Here is a 14,558-nt window from a genome sequence, read left to right on the forward strand (position 1 = left end):
TACGCGCAGGGCGCAAGCGCCCTTCACGCCAAAGCCTTGCACATGAAGAATGCACCGCCCGCAGTGACCACCGCCCCGGCGCCGCGCAATAATTGTCGTCCCCAGGTCCAGCGGTGGACAGTGCCTATGCCTATGCCTACCGCATGCAGGCATCCCGTCGCGATGACGAAACCCATGCTGTAGAGCATGGCGCTCTGGCCGGGAGGCAGCTCAGCGCCGTGCGCATGGCCGTGAAAGATCGCGAAGACTCCGACGACGAGTGCCGCGACGACCAGCGGCGGTCGCAATTCGAAGGCGACCGCCGCGCCGAGCACGACCGCTGAAGCGGCAATGCCGATTTCCACCCCCGGGATCGGCAGGCCAAGAAATCCGAGCATGCCCCCCAAGGCCATGATCAGCGGAAACGCCACCGGCAACACCCAGATCGCCGGTGCACCGAGCTGCGCTCCCCAGAGGCCAACGGCGACCATCGCGAGAACGTGGTCCACGCCCGAAAGCGGATGCTGCAAGCCGGTCAGCAATCCGCCAGCCTCGCTAGGCTGGACGTGCGCGAATGCTGCAGGAACCCACAGCGTCAACAGCATCGCCGCTGCTTTTGCCGATCGATGCCGACGAATCGGCATCATCGCCACGCTGCGATCAACAGCGCGACACGCTGGATCGTCCAGAATGCGCCGAGGGTGCCAACCGCATAACCGGGAAGCGCCTCCACCCAGCGTGGCCAGCGGATTTCCAGCACGCGGAAGGAACGTTCCATTGCCAGCACCAGAAGGACGAAACCGAGCTGCCCCAGTTCGACACCGACGTTGAAGGAAAGCAGCGCCAGCGGCAGGTCCTGGGGCGGCAGGCCGGCACTGGTCAACGCGGTGGCGAATCCGAATCCGTGCAACAGCCCGAAGGCAAATGCCACCACCCAAGGGTGGCGGATCGTGAAGCTTGTCTCGCCGCGCCAGACGCGGACGATCTCGGGCCCGAGAAAGAGGATGCTCAGGGCGATCGCGGCGTTCAGCGGCAGCGCCGGGACATTGGCGACGCCGAGCGTGGCGATGGCCAGGGTGATGCTGTGGGCGACAGTGAAAGCGGTGACCGTCTTCACCAGCATCCACCGGTTGCCGACGATCAGCAGCAGACCGAGCACGAACAACAGGTGATCGACGCCGAACAGGATGTGCCGGATGCCCTCGGTAGCGTAGGTGCCCATCACCTCCCACCACGCTTGCGTCGCGGCGATCTCTACCCACGGCTGCGACGGGCGGGCGATGGTTTGCACCGTGCGCCCGTCGAGCAGTTCGATGCGCACCAGGGCATCGGTGATCGTAAACTGAAGGCCCTTGATGTCGACGCGCTGGCCGGCGAGCCCGTCGGGCCCGGCGTCGATCCACCGGCGTTCGACGAGGGAATCAGTGAGTTCCTGAACCACGGGGGCCCTCAGTTCCTTCACCCCGGCGGGCAGGCTCAGCACCAGCGGCAGCCGCCTGCCGGCGAGCACCGGAGTGCGAAACAGCAGCGCGTACTGGCCGGGGGCCGTCTCCTTGATCTCCAGGTACGCCGGACGCGACTCATGCGCCTGCGCCGCCGGCAGTCCAGCGAGCAGGATGAGCAGTGCCGCCACGACGTATCGGGCAAGGCCGGGAACGACCATCACTTGGACATCCCGCCCGATGGTGCGGCACTCCCGGGCGGCCCAGGCAGCAGCACGGTGTAGTTGGCGCGCATTCCCTTGTACGCCTTCTCCCAGGCAAGCGACTTCTGCTCGCCGAGCCACGCGGTCCTGACGTCGGGTTCGACCTCCTCGAAGGTCGGTACACGGCCGGGAACCAGGGTGTCGACGAACACCAGGTGCCAGCCGAAGCCGGACTCGACGGGCCCCTGCCACGAGCCGGGCGGAAGTTTGGCCACCGCCAGAGCGAACGGTGGTCCGAATTCCTTGCCGAGATAGTCGGGCGGGCGATCACGGTAGTAGTCCTGGAACATGAACGGGTCGGCGAGCGAGTCCGCAATTTTTGCGTCGACCGGCTGACCGACGAGCTTGGCCAGCGCGTGCTCGGCATCGTCTCGCGTGTGGGCGCCCCGTCTGTCGGGCGAGAAGTACAAATGGCGGAAGCTCAGCCGGGGCGGCTGCGCGAATTTGGCACTGTTCTTCTCGAACCAGCTCCTCAGCTCGTCCGTCGTCGGCTCGTGCGCGGCGGCCACGTCCTCGGCCAGGAACTGCATCTTCTGCGCCATGCGGCGCTTGACGATCTCGTCGTCCTTGTCGAGGCCCATGGCAAGCGCCTCGCGGTAGAGGATCTCCTGCTGGACCTTGTTCTCGACCATGCGCTCGAGCTCCTGCGGCGTCGGCGGGCGGCGCCACTGCGACTGGTAGAGCTGAGTGAGCTGGCCGATCTCGTCGAGTGACAGCCGGATCTCCTTCGACGGCGCGGTCGCCAAGTGCCCGGACCGCGTGAGGCTGGAGAGGCCGAAGAGAACGGCGCCGAGCAGCAGGAAGTGCAGCAGCGGCTCGCGCAGCCAGCGCACGACCACGCTGGCCGGGGCACGCGGCGGTTGCTCCTCGTCGGCTACAGACACTTCATTCGCCCGATAGCCAAGCGCGCCAATGTCGCGCCAGTCATGCATCCATCCCATCGGCACCGCGCGGTGCCGCGCCGAAGCGGGTGCGCAGGAGCAGGACTACCAGTACGGTATGCCCGGCCACCGCCGGCCAAAGCAACACGCCGCCAAACTCGCCACCGAGGCCGACGACGGCGAGGTACAGCGCGGCCAGCGTCCCGTACACCAGCATCCCGTTCAGCGTCGAGCGCCCCGAAGCGCCGGGCCAGCAGGACACGCCCAGGCCGATCAGCGCGATACCGGCAAACCGGCCCACCACTTCGGCGAATCCCGCGACGCCCACACCGAAGAGCAGACTGACCACGATCGGTGGATTGGCCACGAGAATGACCCCGGTGAGCGCTTCCACTGCCGCGGCCAGCTTCAGCACTGCGCTCATCGACTTTGCCCCATCGTGGCTCCGAGCGCTGTCAGGATCCACCCCGACTTGCTGTCCAGCCTCGTCATCGCTAATTGTGCACGTCGGAGAACATTGCTGACGCTTGCGACTTGACTTTTTGCAGCGCCGTTTCGCTTGCCTCCGCGATGATTCGTCGGCGCATCTGCTCGCGCATGGTCTGGAATTTCTGCTGCTGCTCCGGCTTGAGCAGCGGCGAGATCTTCTCGTCGAAGGAGACGCCGAGCTTGCGCAAGGCCTCCACTTTCTTCACGCCGCTGAGCGTGGCGTCCTTCTTCAGTACGCCGAGTTGCTTGATCTCCTGCTGGAGGATCGGAACGATCTGCTTCTTCTGCTCTTCCGTCAGCCCCAGCTCGATGGAGAACTGATTCGACAGTGCAGTCAGCGGGTTGGCGGCGATCTGCGGAGCAGGAATGATCTCGTAGTTGGCGTAGCCGAACTCGTTGCTGCGCGCGGCGTAGTAGGTGTCGCCGACTTTGTAGAAGGTGAACGAGTACGGATCCTGCGACACGGGGATGACCAGCTTGCCGCCCTCGATACGGTAGGCGGAAGTCGTTCCGCGATAGCCGTCGCGCTCGACGTTGCCGAAGGCGCTGGGCATGGTTGCGTTCGCGCCGACGCGGAACACGATCGTCTGACCCTCGGTCGTGAAGTTCTGGCTGAACTGTTCGCCGGTCACGTTGTTCCGCATCCAGAACGCCTTGCCGACGATGAGCGCCTTCAACTGAGCGTCAGTCAGCGCGTTGATTCCCTTCTTCTTCAACTCGGTGACCGTCGTTCCCGCCGGAGCGTTCTGGCGCGCATCGGCCGACGGCGCGTACCAGATTGGCGAGCTCCAGGCGCGTTCCTGCCCCGTCAGCGGCACGACGTCGGGCGGCGGCAGCCCCGACTTGACCGCCTGGATGAGCGTCCAGCGCGGCGTGGGGATCTCCAGCACGCGCGCATAGTAGAAGGCGTGCTGGCTGGCGTCGAACTCCGGATCGGTCCACACCGTCTTGAGTTCTGCCGAGCCGACGTCGTTCGTGTAGGTGGCCTTTTCCAGGTCCACCGTGCTGCGCATGGCCGGCACCCGGCCGGACCACTTGTCGGGCTTGCGGTCGCCCGACCACGCGACATCAAACACCTTTTCGAAGCTCTGCCCGTTCTGCGTCCAGCCCTTGATGACCTGGATGCGGTCGAGGTTGCCCGAGGTCGGGTCCTTCACCGCCCAGACAACGAACTTCGGCGCCGTGCCCTTGCCGCCCGCGGGCATCGGCGGCAGGTCTGCGCCCATGGGCACTCCGCCCGCATAGGACTGCTTCACCCAGTCGCCGGCCTTGAGGATGTCGTTGCCGTATCCCCAACCGCCGAAGATGCGCAGCTTGATGTGCGGGCCGCTGACGCCGAAGGTCTCCTTGCGATACATCGCGTCCCACAGCGAAGCCCGGGTATTCTCCTCGGCCCAAACGCCGGTCAAGCCGCCCGGGTTCTCCAGGCGCACGTCCATGGTGCCGCCGATCAGTACGCCGGCAAGGCGCCGCTCGACCGTTCCGTCCGCATCGGCGTGCAGGCCGTAGAAATTGTCCTGGCGGTATGGGCTGCCGGTGTTGTGCGAGTCGGAAGCCGCACCGAAGCCGAACTTGTACGGGTTGTAGCCGCGCACATCCTGCATCGCGATGCCATCCTTCAGTGCCTGGCGCCCGTAGCTGCCCGTGATGCGGTCGATGCGGCCGACGTCGGCCGGCAGGCCGAGCAATGCCTCATACAGCTCGTAGCCGGCGAACTCGTCGTTGGGTGACAGCAGGGGGTGCGTCTCCGACTGGCCCTTGCCCTGCTTGATCTCGACCAGACGCTCGTTGCGGTCGCGGGCGGCTGCCCAGGCGGCGTCGATCGGCCGCCCGGTGGTGTTGTCGACGTCGACCGGGTACATCCAGCCGTCGCTGACGTTGGCGTTGTGCGAGATGGCGAGCACCTCATTGCCGCTCTTGCGCTGCGCGTCCATCCAGTTCCACAGGTCCGTGGGGCGAGTGGAATCGAGCGAGCTGAAGGGATAGTCCGGGACCTTGTCGCAGGCCCGGAAGAAGACGTTGCGGTGCAGGTTGCGGTTGCCCGGCATCGACGTCCACTCGTACGAGCAGAAAGTGGTGAACTTGCCGGGATGATTGTTCTCGTCGGCGACTTTGGTGTTTTCCTTCCACACGGTGGCGGTGATCTTCGGGTCCATGAATGCCTTCACCGGCGGTTTTGAGGCCAGGGACAGCAGATACGTGAACACTCGGTTTTGCTCTTCCTTGTTGTTCGGGTCTTGCATGATCATCGGCTGCGCCGCGGGCAGCGTGCTCACGTAAGACCCCGGGGTGTTGGCCTGCTTGGTGACGCCGACATACTCCGAGTGATCGGTCACGCCCATGAAGTCCATCGGCGTGTCGATCTTGATGTCGAAGCCCATCGGGTGCTTGATCGTCTCGCCCTGGGCGTACTTGTAGGCGTCGCCCGGGCCGGTGATGCGGTTGCCCATCACCCACGCGTCGACCGACCAACTGGTGTGAATGTGCGTCTCGCCGAAGTACGCATTGCGCTCCGGGTTGCGCTCCGGGTTGCGCTCCAGGTTGGGCTGCGGCGCGGGCGCAGGCGCCGCAGCAGGCTGGACGGTGCCGGCGGCCTGCTTGGCGCCGGCGTCCGCCGCGGACATCTTCTGTGCGGCTGGTGCGGACTCCTTTTGCTGGCAAGCGCCGAGCAGCGCGAGCGCAATGACCGCGAGGGGGGTGACGAAAACGTGTGAACGCACGATGTTGGCCTCGTTAAGGAAGAGTTGTTGACGAGCGACGACCGAACTGCCCATTTCCCGGGGCGTCTTTCGCCACATCGGGTACATGGACCAGGAACTGCCGGATGTCCGGGAGCCGGCCAAAGTGAGCCAGCCAGGATCTTACTCCTCCCTGTCGGCCGGGGACAAGGGCAGCCTTGGGACTCGGGATTCGCGCCAATGGTCTTGCCCGTACCTGGGTAGCGTCGAGTGCGGTCTAGGCTAGATTTCCAGGAGGCGAAACTCCTCGCTGTCCGCAATCCTCACTACATCGCCTGGACGCAACCACGCGCTGCCAGCAATGCGATCGCCGTTCAGGAAAGTTCCGTTGCCGCTGCCAAGGTCGGTTATTCTGCAGGTGCCCACGTCGAGCGTGATCTGCGCGTGGTACCTGCTCACCAGCGCGTCGGTGATCACGATGTCGTTCTCCTGCGCACGGCCTATGGTGGTCAGCCCTTCGCGAAGGGCGTGCCGGACGAGCGCGGTGGTCCGCGAGATGAGCACAAAACCACCCGCCGACAAAGCGGCCGACTCCGGGGGCAGCATCTGCGATACCCTGATCACCTGGGTCGTGGTGTTGTCCGGGGCCGGGGCCTTGCGTTCCCAGTCACTCTCGAAGACGGCTGTCAAGCCGCGAACGACGTCTCTGTCGTCCACTGCGATGCACAGCTCGCGGCGCCGATCAAGACTCTCTGTACGCAGATTCATGCTGCCGATGACCGCCGTGACGCCGTCGATGATCGTACACTTGGCGTGCAGCCTATAGCGCGGCACCGCCCGGAAGTCGATCTCGGACGGTAACTCGCTGCCGTGTTGCTCGTCGCCAAGGACGCGGACCTGGATGCCGCTCCTGGCCTTTTTCACCAGCAGGCGGACGATTGCCGGGTCCTCTACCTTGGCATCGGCGATGAGGATCGAATCCCTGGCGTTGCCGAGCAGCAGTTCCATTTTCCGCCGGCTGTTGAACGGGCTGACCAGCAAGGGCAAGTCATTGTCGGGTTCGAAGGGGATGTCGTTCCAGTCGGCGTCAAAGAGCCTGTTGATCTCGGTGGCGATCGCCGGGCTGTAGACCTCGATGCCGAAGTCGCGTGTGTAGTGAAGGTTCTCGCGTGTCGGGTTGAAGGTAAACACGAGAGCCTCCTCGTCGTCTACGGTCATTACCTTGTAGTGGTAGCGCGCCCGCTTGCTGTCGCCCGCGGGTTCCTTGGTCGCAATGCCCGTCTCGTTGGCGTCCTTGAGAAGCTTGCGGTTTTTCTCCTCCCAGCCGCGAGCACTGCTCGATATCAGCACGCGAATCCGAACGCCTCGCTGGCGAGCCTCGAGTAGCGCCCGCTGGATGATCGGGTCGTCCATGCGGAATACGGTCAGATTGATCGAGCGGTCCGCGCGGTCGATAGCGCGTACGATGGGGAAGAAACTGTCGCCGGGTTGAACAATGAGCGAGATCTTCTGGTGCATCAAGGGAATCCTGTTGGCGTTTCATCTTGCTGCCGCGTCAAGAGTATAGGGGCCCCCATCAACCACGGTCAAGGCGGCGATTCCGATCTCGGTCGGACTTGCCGAGCACGTGGGCGATGAGAGCTGACATCGGTGGCCCAGCTTGTCTATAATGCGTCGATGGACATCCCGGCAGCTCTCCTGTACACCATCCTCAGCACTATTGCCGAGATGGCCATGACGCCTTCTCTCGACCCGCAGGCGGGGTACGAAACGACCGCCATCGCCAGGAATTTGCCGCCCGAGGCCAAACAGGGAGTGATGCAACCGCCGGCGGGCGACGGTTTCCTGGTCATCAATGGGCGTCAGTGGCCACTGGCCCCGACGGCCCAGATCCGCAGCCGGCAAAACCTGATCGTCGTGCCGATGCAAATTCAGAACCCGGTAGACGTGGTCTATCTCACCGATGCTGCCGGCTCCGTTCAACGCGTCTGGATGCTGACGCCCGGCGAAGCCGCGCTGCCACGTCCACGCTAAGTCAAGGAAACGATGGCTAGAAAACTGTTCATCCGCACTTTCGGGTGCCAGATGAACGAGTACGATTCGGACAAGATGTCCGACGTGCTCGCCGCATCCGAAGATATCGTCAGGACCGACACTCCTGACGACGCGGATATCATCCTCTTCAACACCTGTTCGGTCCGTGAGAAAGCGCAGGAGCGCGTTTTTCACGACCTCGGTCGCGTGCGCCTGCTGAAAATGGCCAATCCTGATCTGGTGATCGGCGTCGGCGGTTGTGTGGCCAGCCAGGAGGGCGCGGCGATCGTCGCCCGCGCGCCTTACGTCGACGTGGTTTTTGGCCCGCAGACGCTGCATCGTCTGCCGCAACTGATTGCCGACCGCCGTCGCCTGGGCAAGTCGCAGGTCGATATTTCGTTTCCGGAGATCGAGAAGTTCGACCACTTGCCGCCCGCCCGAGTCGAGGGGGCGGCGGCTTTCGTCTCGATCATGGAGGGCTGCAGCAAGTTCTGCTCGTTCTGCATCGTTCCCTACACGCGCGGCGAAGAAGTCTCGCGCCCGTTCGATGACGTACTGACCGAAGTGGCCGGACTGGCCGCGCAGGGCGTCAAGGAAGTGACGCTGCTCGGGCAGAATGTGAACGCCTACCGGGGCTCGATGACCGGCAGCGGACAGGCGCCGGCCGGCGATGAAGCCGCTGACCTGGCGCTGTTGATCGAGTACATCGCTGAAATCCCCGGCATCGAGCGTATTCGCTACACCACTTCACATCCGCGCGAGGTCTCGCAGCGCTTGATCGACGTCTATGCCACGGTTCCCAAGCTCGTCTCGCATCTCCATCTGCCCGTTCAATCGGGCTCCGACCGCGTCCTGGCAGCGATGAAGCGCGGCTATACGGCACTCGAATACAAGAGCCTGGTGCGCCGACTGCGTGCGGCGCGCCCGGATCTGTCGCTCTCCTCAGACTTCATCGTCGGTTTTCCGGGCGAGACGGGCGAAGATTTCGAGAAGACGATGAAGCTGATCGACGACGTCGCCTTCGACGCCTCGTTCTCGTTCATCTACAGCTCGCGTCCGGGAACACCGGCGGCCGAGCTCGCCGACGACACGCCGCAAGCGCTCAAGCTCGAACGTCTGGGGCGCCTGCAGAGGCGGATCGACGCACTGGCGCAGGCCGTTTCCGTCGCCATGGTCGGCAGCGTCCAGCGGGTGCTGGTCGAAGCGCTGTCGAAGAAGGACCGTAACGAACTGGCCGGCCGCACCGACAACAATCGAGTGGTCAATTTCGCAGCCGATCCTGCCGATCTCGGTGACGCCGCGCCTTTACTCAATCGCTTCGTCGATGTGCGCATCACTTCGGCGATGCCGCACTCATTGCGCGGTGAAATCGTGAGCCGACACGCATGACTGAAAAAGCTCCTGGCGCAAAAAGCCGGGCCACCGAGTTGCTGCTCTCGCCGGTCAATAACCGGCAACTGGCCAACCTCTGCGGTCCGCTGGACGAGAATCTGCGGCAGATCGAGACCGCGCTCGACGTCACGATTGCCCGGCGCGGCGAGCGTTTCACGCTGCGCGGCGAGGTCGCGCAGACGGCGCGTGCCTCCGATGCGCTGCAGCAGTTCTACGCCCAGGCCAAGGACACGCTGTCGGTCGACGAAATTCAGCTCGGCCTGATCGAACTGCTCAACCGGCCGGTGCGCCACATCTCGTCGGGAGGCGGCGTCTCACCGGCCTTGATGACCCGCAAGAGCGAACTGCACGGCCGCACGCCACGGCAGATCGAATATCTCAAAAACATCCAGGAACACGACATCACTTTCGGCACCGGTCCGGCAGGGACCGGCAAGACTTACCTGGCGGTGGCGTCGGCGGTCGATGCGTTCGAGCGCGAACTGGTGCAGCGCATCGTGCTGACGCGGCCAGCCGTCGAGGCAGGCGAACGTCTCGGCTTCCTGCCCGGCGATCTGGCGCAGAAAGTCGATCCCTACCTGCGGCCACTTTACGATGCCCTCTACGACCTGATGGGCTTCGAGCGCGTCGGCAAGCTGTTCGAGCGTGGCGCGATCGAGATTGCGCCGCTGGCCTACATGCGCGGGCGCACGCTGAACCACGCTTTCATCATCCTCGACGAGGCGCAGAACACGACGCCAGAACAGATGAAGATGTTCCTGACCCGCATCGGCATCGGCGCCAAGGCGGTGGTCACCGGCGACGTGACGCAGATCGACCTGCAACGCGGCCAGAAGAGCGGCCTGATCGAAGCGCGCCTGATTCTCCAGGAAGTTCGCGGCATCGCATTCACCGAGTTCCTCAAGGAAGATGTCGTCCGCCATCCGCTGGTGGCGCGCATCGTCTCGGCCTATGAAACGCATACCGCCGCGCTTGAGGCAAACGAAGCGGCAGCGGCAACGGCAAAGCATGCCGGCAGGTAGACGGCTGCAGATCAGCGTGCAATACACGGGCAAACGGGGTGAGTTGCCAAAAAAGCGGCAGGTGCGGGCCTGGGCGCGGGCGGCGATGACTGCCCCCGGCAAGCGCGGTGGGCAGATCACCGTACGCTTTGTCGAGGCCGACGAAGCGCAGCGCCTGAACCGCGATTACCGGCGCCGGGATTACGCGACCAACGTCCTGTCGTTCCCCTACGCGCTGAAGCCACTCCTCTGCGGTGACCTCGTACTGTGTGCGCCGGTGGTGGCACGCGAGGCGGCAGAACAGGGCAAATTGCTGGCAGCGCACTACGCGCATCTGATCGTACACGGCATGCTGCATCTGCAAGGCTACGACCATGAGCACAGCGCGCAGCAGGCGGCCGAAATGGAGCGCCGTGAGCGCAAAATACTCGCTGCCCTGGGTTATCCGGACCCGTACGCTGAGTGTGTGCAGCGCCTGGAGTCTGAGAACGAGGTGTGACGCGTCAGAGGCTGTGAACAAATTGCTGCCGTCCCACCCGATCGTCATTCCCGTGCAGGCGGGAATCCAGTGCGTGTACATTATTTGCTTGAAAGAATCAGATAAACAGGCTGGATTCCCGCCTGCGCGGGAATGACGAGATAGCGAGTCGCGATTCACGGCTTTATTCACAAGCTCTCAGCAGCGCCGGACGGCGAGGTCCACGGGTCCCTGCGCTGCTGACGCCTCATTCATCAAAGGTCAACATGGACAGTAGCGACGCCGGCCATAAACCCGGCTTTTTCGAGCGTCTTTCCTCGCTCCTGGTGCGCGAACCGGAAGACCGCGAACAACTGATGCAACTGCTGCATTCGGCACACCAGCGCAAGCTTCTCAATGCCGACGCACTGAGCATCACCGAAGGCGCCCTCGCGGCGTCGGAAATGACCGTGCGCGAAGTCATGGTGCCGCGGCCGCTGATGGAGGTCGTCGACGTCGGCGATTCGCTCGATGAAATCATCGCGCGGGTCAACACCACGGCCCACTCGCGTTTTCCGGTCATCAACGGTGATCGTGACCATGTGGTCGGCATCATGCTGGCCAAGGATCTGCTGCGCGTTCGGCGCGAAGACGGCTTCAGTCTGCGTGACTGGGTGCGTCCGGCGGTTTTCATTCCCGAATTCAAGCGCCTGGACGTCTTGCTACGCGAGTTCCGCGTGTCGCGCAATCACATGGCGATCGTCATCGACGAATACGCCGGCATTGCCGGTCTGATCACCATCGAGGACGTGCTCGAACAGATCGTCGGCGAGATCGAGGACGAATACGATTTCGACGAGGCCGACGACAACATCCAGCTCGATCAGAATGGTCTCTATCGCGTCAAGGCGCATACCGCGGTGGAGGACTTCAATGAAGCGCTGGGGACCGGCTTCAGCGACGACAAGTGCAATACGGTCGGCGGCCTGATCCTGCGCCACCTTGGCCGAGTACCACAGTTCAACGAAACGGTGGTACTCGACGGCACAAGCTTCCAGGTGTTGCGCGCCGACAGTCGGCGGATCTACACGCTGGTCGTCTCGGTGTCGCCAACGGCCGCCGATTCTGAATAGGGAACTGCTCTGGCGCTGCCTCGGCGCCCTGGTGCTTGGCGCCGCAGGCGTGCTCGCCTTTGCCCCGGTGGGTTGGTTCGCGGTCAACTGGCTGAGCCTCGGCGGCCTCTTCGCTCTGCTCCAGGCGGAAACGGGCACCGCCAGACGCGTGCGCCGCGGGGCGCTGGTCGCCGCAGCGTATGGCTTCGGCCTGTTCGTGGCCGGCGTGTCGTGGGTTTATGTCAGCCTCAGCGTTTTTGGTGGCATGCCGGCGCTGCTGGCGGGACTGGCCACCGTCCTCTTCTGTGCGGTCCTGGCGCTCTTTCCAGCCCTGGCCGGCGCCTTGTTCGTTCGCCTGGCCACTCCCGGCTGGTTCCGTCGGGCGCTGCTCTTCGCCAGCCTGTGGACGCTCGCCGAGTGGTCGCGCGGCTGGGCGTTCACCGGCTTTCCCTGGCTCGCAGCGGGTTACTCGCAAGCGACGCCGAGTCCGCTCGCCGGCTATGCGCCACTGCTCGGGGTCTTTGGCGTTTCCTGGTCTTCGGCGCTGCTTGGCGGACTGATTTTCGAGGTCGTCAGGCGCTGGCTGTCGACCGAGGCGTGCAGCATCCGCGGCTGGCTGCGCTGGTGCCCGGCTCTACCCCTGCTGGCCACGGCCGTGGTGCTGGGGGGCGGCGCTCTGCTCCATGAGGTCCGCTGGACACAGGCGACTGGCGAGCCGCTGTCGGTGGCCTTGCTGCAGGGAAACGTCGCGCAGGACATCAAGTGGCGTCCCGAGCGCTTCTTCGACTCGCTACGCACCTACCATCGCCTGGCTGCGGAGAATCCCGCGCGGCTGACGGTACTGCCCGAGACCGCCCTGCCCGCCTTTCTCGATCAGGTCCCCGGCGAGTATCTTGACGCCCTGCAACAGCTTGCGCTGCGCCAGAACGGCGACCTGCTGCTGGGCATCGCCGTCGCCGACAGCCGGCAGTATTACAATGCGGCGCTCAGCCTGGGCGCAGGCGGGCAACAACACTACAGCAAGCGCCATCTGGTGCCCTTCGGCGAGTTCGTGCCAGCGGGTTTTGCCTGGTTCATGGCCATGGCCAACATCCCGATGTCGGACTTCACCGCGGGTTCGCCCGGCCAGCCGCCGCTGCGTCTGGCCGGCCAGAACGTCGCGGTGAACATCTGCTACGAAGACGCTTTTGGCGAGGAGATCATCGCTGCGCTGCCCGCCGCCACGCTGCTGGTCAACCTCTCCAACGTCGCCTGGTTCGGCGACTCACTGGCCCCGGCGCAGCACCTGCAGATCGCCCAGATGCGTTCCCTGGAGACCGGCCGCATGATGCTGCGGGCGACCAATACCGGCATGACGGCCATCGTCGATATCGATGGGCGTGTGCTGTCGGCATTGCCTCCGTTCACCCGCGGCGCTCTGGTCGGCGAGGTGCGCGGCTACTCTGGAGCGACGCCTTATGTCCGCTGGGGCAACTGGCCGGTGATGGTTCTGGCTGCTTTACTGATTGCTTTCACGAGCAGCCGCCAGACGATGGTGCCCAGGGCATGATCTCTGCGCAGCGGCTTGACGGCCGTCCGGGTCGATGAAGACACGACACCGGTCCACCGACCTGCTCGCAGCGCAAGACGTTATTTCCGCAAACCGCAGGCAAGAGCCAGCCGAGAGAGACGATCCCTGATACGGAGGATTCCTCAGACAGGATTCGCGAGTCTTGACAACAGTTGTCACAGTATCCATCATTTCTCCATGAGCCGACACACCATGAGTTTTGCCCTCCCGGAAGCCATGCGCACCTACATCGACGCGCGCGTGTCCGCCGGCAACTACGGGAATACCAGCGAATATATCCGCGATCTGGTCCGCAGGGACCAGGAAGAGCAGGCCAAGAGGCGCCTGCGCGATCTCATCGAGGAAGGGCTGGCGTCCGGGGCCGGCGTCTCGCGGAGCAAAGCTGACGACGAAGAGTTGCTTGCCATTGCCCGCGGCGAAGCCGATTGAAGCCGGCTATTCTTCGTCCGCAAGCCGAGCGTGACCGCCACGCCGAGGTACGCTATTACCGTAAGGAAGCCGGAAGCACCGTCGCGGTACGTCTGGTGATCGCGTCCAACACGGCACTCGATCAACTCGAAGTTGACCCTGGCATAGGCTCGCCGACACTCGGTGCCACTATTGGCATTCCCAATCTGCGGAGTTGGCGGGTAATCGGATTCCCGTTGCTTTGGTTCTACTTCGAGCGTGACCAGCACCTTGATGTCGTCAGGTTACTCGGCGAACGCCAAGACATCGCCACGATCCTGACTGAAGCACTGTAACGCCATGACAGAGCCATGAGGGACAGGCCACGCGAGGCTGGATGCTGAAAGATTGGCGCGCAGCGATGTTGGGAGGGATGCGCTTTGCATCAGTGCGTGGTCGGCCCGAAGAGATCGTCCAGACTCCGGGCATCCAGCACCTGATCCAGCCACGTATCGAGTTGCTCAAGGGAAGCGCCGGCGATTTTCGCCAGAACATCCGCAGGCACGGCACCGAAACGCTTTCTCAACAACTTCTGCAACGCCAGCGCTTCACCCTCGGTTTTACCCTCCGCTTTACCCTCGGCTTTGCCCTCAGCCTTGTAGGCGTGCGCCCATTCTTCGAGTCGTTCAGCCAGCATGACGTTCATCTCCTGCAGATCATCGATCCGAGGCAACACGATACGGTGTTCCGCCCTGCGCATCAATGTTGCTCGTATCCAGAGAGCAAACATCCGACGCAGGTCGGGCCGGTCTGTTACGTCGCGCGGTGATTCAGCCTGTTTGGCGCAAGCTGTTCGAGGCTGAGACAGAGGGA

At 64.0% G+C, this 14,558-nt stretch carries 15 protein-coding genes; 8 read left to right on the forward strand and 7 right to left on the reverse strand.

Annotation, left to right across the window (positions count from 1 at the left end; genetic code table 11):
* Nucleotides 1-23: 23 nt before the first annotated feature.
* The 6 genes from ACCAA_RS17355 to ACCAA_RS17380 form a co-directional block, all read right to left on the reverse strand.
* Nucleotides 24-623, reverse strand: a complete 600-nt coding sequence (locus ACCAA_RS17355) for a HupE/UreJ family protein (protein ID WP_186408522.1) — start codon at nt 621-623, stop codon at nt 24-26.
* On the reverse strand, nt 623-1,642 hold the full coding sequence (locus tag ACCAA_RS17360) for a HupE/UreJ family protein (RefSeq protein WP_186408523.1): 1,020 nt from the start codon (nt 1,640-1,642) through the stop codon (nt 623-625). The genes ACCAA_RS17355 and ACCAA_RS17360 overlap by 1 nt, the downstream gene beginning before the upstream one ends.
* Nucleotides 1,642-2,616, reverse strand: a complete 975-nt coding sequence (locus ACCAA_RS17365) for a peptidyl-prolyl cis-trans isomerase (RefSeq protein ID WP_186408511.1) — start codon at nt 2,614-2,616, stop codon at nt 1,642-1,644. The genes ACCAA_RS17360 and ACCAA_RS17365 overlap by 1 nt, the downstream gene beginning before the upstream one ends.
* Nucleotides 2,609-2,989, reverse strand: a complete 381-nt coding sequence (locus ACCAA_RS17370) for a hypothetical protein (protein WP_186408512.1) — start codon at nt 2,987-2,989, stop codon at nt 2,609-2,611. Before ACCAA_RS17370 ends, ACCAA_RS17365 begins: the two co-directional genes overlap by 8 nt.
* Nucleotides 2,990-3,059: 70 nt before the next feature.
* A complete protein-coding gene (locus tag ACCAA_RS17375) occupies nt 3,060-5,828 on the reverse strand; it encodes a DUF3604 domain-containing protein (RefSeq protein WP_245754647.1) in 2,769 nt (922 codons plus the stop codon).
* Between the two features lie 186 nt (nt 5,829-6,014).
* Complete coding sequence (locus ACCAA_RS17380) at nt 6,015-7,250, reverse strand: phospholipase D-like domain-containing protein (protein ID WP_186408513.1); 1,236 nt, start codon at nt 7,248-7,250, stop codon at nt 6,015-6,017.
* Between the two features lie 132 nt (nt 7,251-7,382).
* On the opposite strand from ACCAA_RS17380, the gene ACCAA_RS17385 reads away from it, so the two are divergent.
* From ACCAA_RS17385 to ACCAA_RS17420, 8 genes are all read left to right on the forward strand, one after another.
* Entirely contained in the window at nt 7,383-7,766 is a 384-nt protein-coding gene (locus tag ACCAA_RS17385) for a hypothetical protein (RefSeq protein ID WP_186408514.1), read from the forward strand.
* Between the two features lie 12 nt (nt 7,767-7,778).
* Complete coding sequence (miaB, locus tag ACCAA_RS17390; protein ID WP_186408515.1) at nt 7,779-9,155, forward strand: tRNA (N6-isopentenyl adenosine(37)-C2)-methylthiotransferase MiaB; 1,377 nt, start codon at nt 7,779-7,781, stop codon at nt 9,153-9,155.
* On the forward strand, nt 9,152-10,180 hold the full coding sequence (locus ACCAA_RS17395) for a PhoH family protein (RefSeq protein WP_186408516.1): 1,029 nt from the start codon (nt 9,152-9,154) through the stop codon (nt 10,178-10,180). Before miaB ends, ACCAA_RS17395 begins: the two co-directional genes overlap by 4 nt.
* Nucleotides 10,167-10,658, forward strand: coding sequence for an rRNA maturation RNase YbeY (gene ybeY / locus ACCAA_RS17400; protein WP_186408517.1), 492 nt, complete (start codon nt 10,167-10,169; stop codon nt 10,656-10,658). The genes ACCAA_RS17395 and ybeY overlap by 14 nt, the downstream gene beginning before the upstream one ends.
* A 245-nt stretch (nt 10,659-10,903) precedes the next feature.
* Entirely contained in the window at nt 10,904-11,749 is an 846-nt protein-coding gene (locus tag ACCAA_RS17405; protein WP_186408518.1) for a CorC family transporter, read from the forward strand.
* 31 nt (nt 11,750-11,780) lie between these two features.
* The gene (lnt, locus tag ACCAA_RS17410) at nt 11,781-13,277 is read left to right on the forward strand and encodes an apolipoprotein N-acyltransferase (RefSeq protein WP_245754648.1); all 1,497 of its coding nucleotides are present in this window, start codon (nt 11,781-11,783) and stop codon (nt 13,275-13,277) included.
* A gap of 198 nt (nt 13,278-13,475) precedes the next feature.
* Complete coding sequence (locus tag ACCAA_RS17415; RefSeq protein WP_186408519.1) at nt 13,476-13,727, forward strand: type II toxin-antitoxin system ParD family antitoxin; 252 nt, start codon at nt 13,476-13,478, stop codon at nt 13,725-13,727.
* Nucleotides 13,724-14,041, forward strand: a complete 318-nt coding sequence (locus tag ACCAA_RS17420; protein WP_186408520.1) for a type II toxin-antitoxin system RelE/ParE family toxin — start codon at nt 13,724-13,726, stop codon at nt 14,039-14,041. The genes ACCAA_RS17415 and ACCAA_RS17420 overlap by 4 nt, the downstream gene beginning before the upstream one ends.
* A gap of 89 nt (nt 14,042-14,130) precedes the next feature.
* On the opposite strand, the gene ACCAA_RS17425 is transcribed toward ACCAA_RS17420, so the two are convergent.
* Nucleotides 14,131-14,558: DUF4351 domain-containing protein (locus ACCAA_RS17425; RefSeq protein WP_245754649.1), on the reverse strand; the 428-nt coding region annotated here is incomplete at its 5' end.

This window comes from Candidatus Accumulibacter aalborgensis (genome assembly GCF_900089955.1).
In the GTDB taxonomy this organism is placed as follows: Bacteria; Pseudomonadota; Gammaproteobacteria; order Burkholderiales; family Rhodocyclaceae; genus Accumulibacter; species Accumulibacter aalborgensis.

Bases quoted from the DNA above. Each gene is read 5' to 3' on its own strand.
- ACCAA_RS17380 (WP_186408513.1), bottom strand. From the start codon at position 7,250: ATGCACCAGAAGATCTCGCTCATTGTTCAACCCGGCGACAGTTTCTTC.
- ACCAA_RS17360 (WP_186408523.1), bottom strand. From the start codon at position 1,642: ATGGTCGTTCCCGGCCTTGCCCGATACGTCGTGGCGGCACTGCTCATC.
- ACCAA_RS17375 (WP_245754647.1), bottom strand. From the start codon at position 5,828: ATGGGCAGTTCGGTCGTCGCTCGTCAACAACTCTTCCTTAACGAGGCC.
- ACCAA_RS17370 (WP_186408512.1), bottom strand. From the start codon at position 2,989: ATGAGCGCAGTGCTGAAGCTGGCCGCGGCAGTGGAAGCGCTCACCGGG.
- miaB (WP_186408515.1), top strand. From the start codon at position 7,779: ATGGCTAGAAAACTGTTCATCCGCACTTTCGGGTGCCAGATGAACGAG.
- ACCAA_RS17395 (WP_186408516.1), top strand. From the start codon at position 9,152: ATGACTGAAAAAGCTCCTGGCGCAAAAAGCCGGGCCACCGAGTTGCTG.
- ACCAA_RS17415 (WP_186408519.1), top strand. From the start codon at position 13,476: ATGAGCCGACACACCATGAGTTTTGCCCTCCCGGAAGCCATGCGCACC.
- ybeY (WP_186408517.1), top strand. From the start codon at position 10,167: ATGCCGGCAGGTAGACGGCTGCAGATCAGCGTGCAATACACGGGCAAA.
- ACCAA_RS17365 (WP_186408511.1), bottom strand. From the start codon at position 2,616: ATGCATGACTGGCGCGACATTGGCGCGCTTGGCTATCGGGCGAATGAA.
- ACCAA_RS17355 (WP_186408522.1), bottom strand. From the start codon at position 623: ATGCCGATTCGTCGGCATCGATCGGCAAAAGCAGCGGCGATGCTGTTG.
- ACCAA_RS17405 (WP_186408518.1), top strand. From the start codon at position 10,904: ATGGACAGTAGCGACGCCGGCCATAAACCCGGCTTTTTCGAGCGTCTT.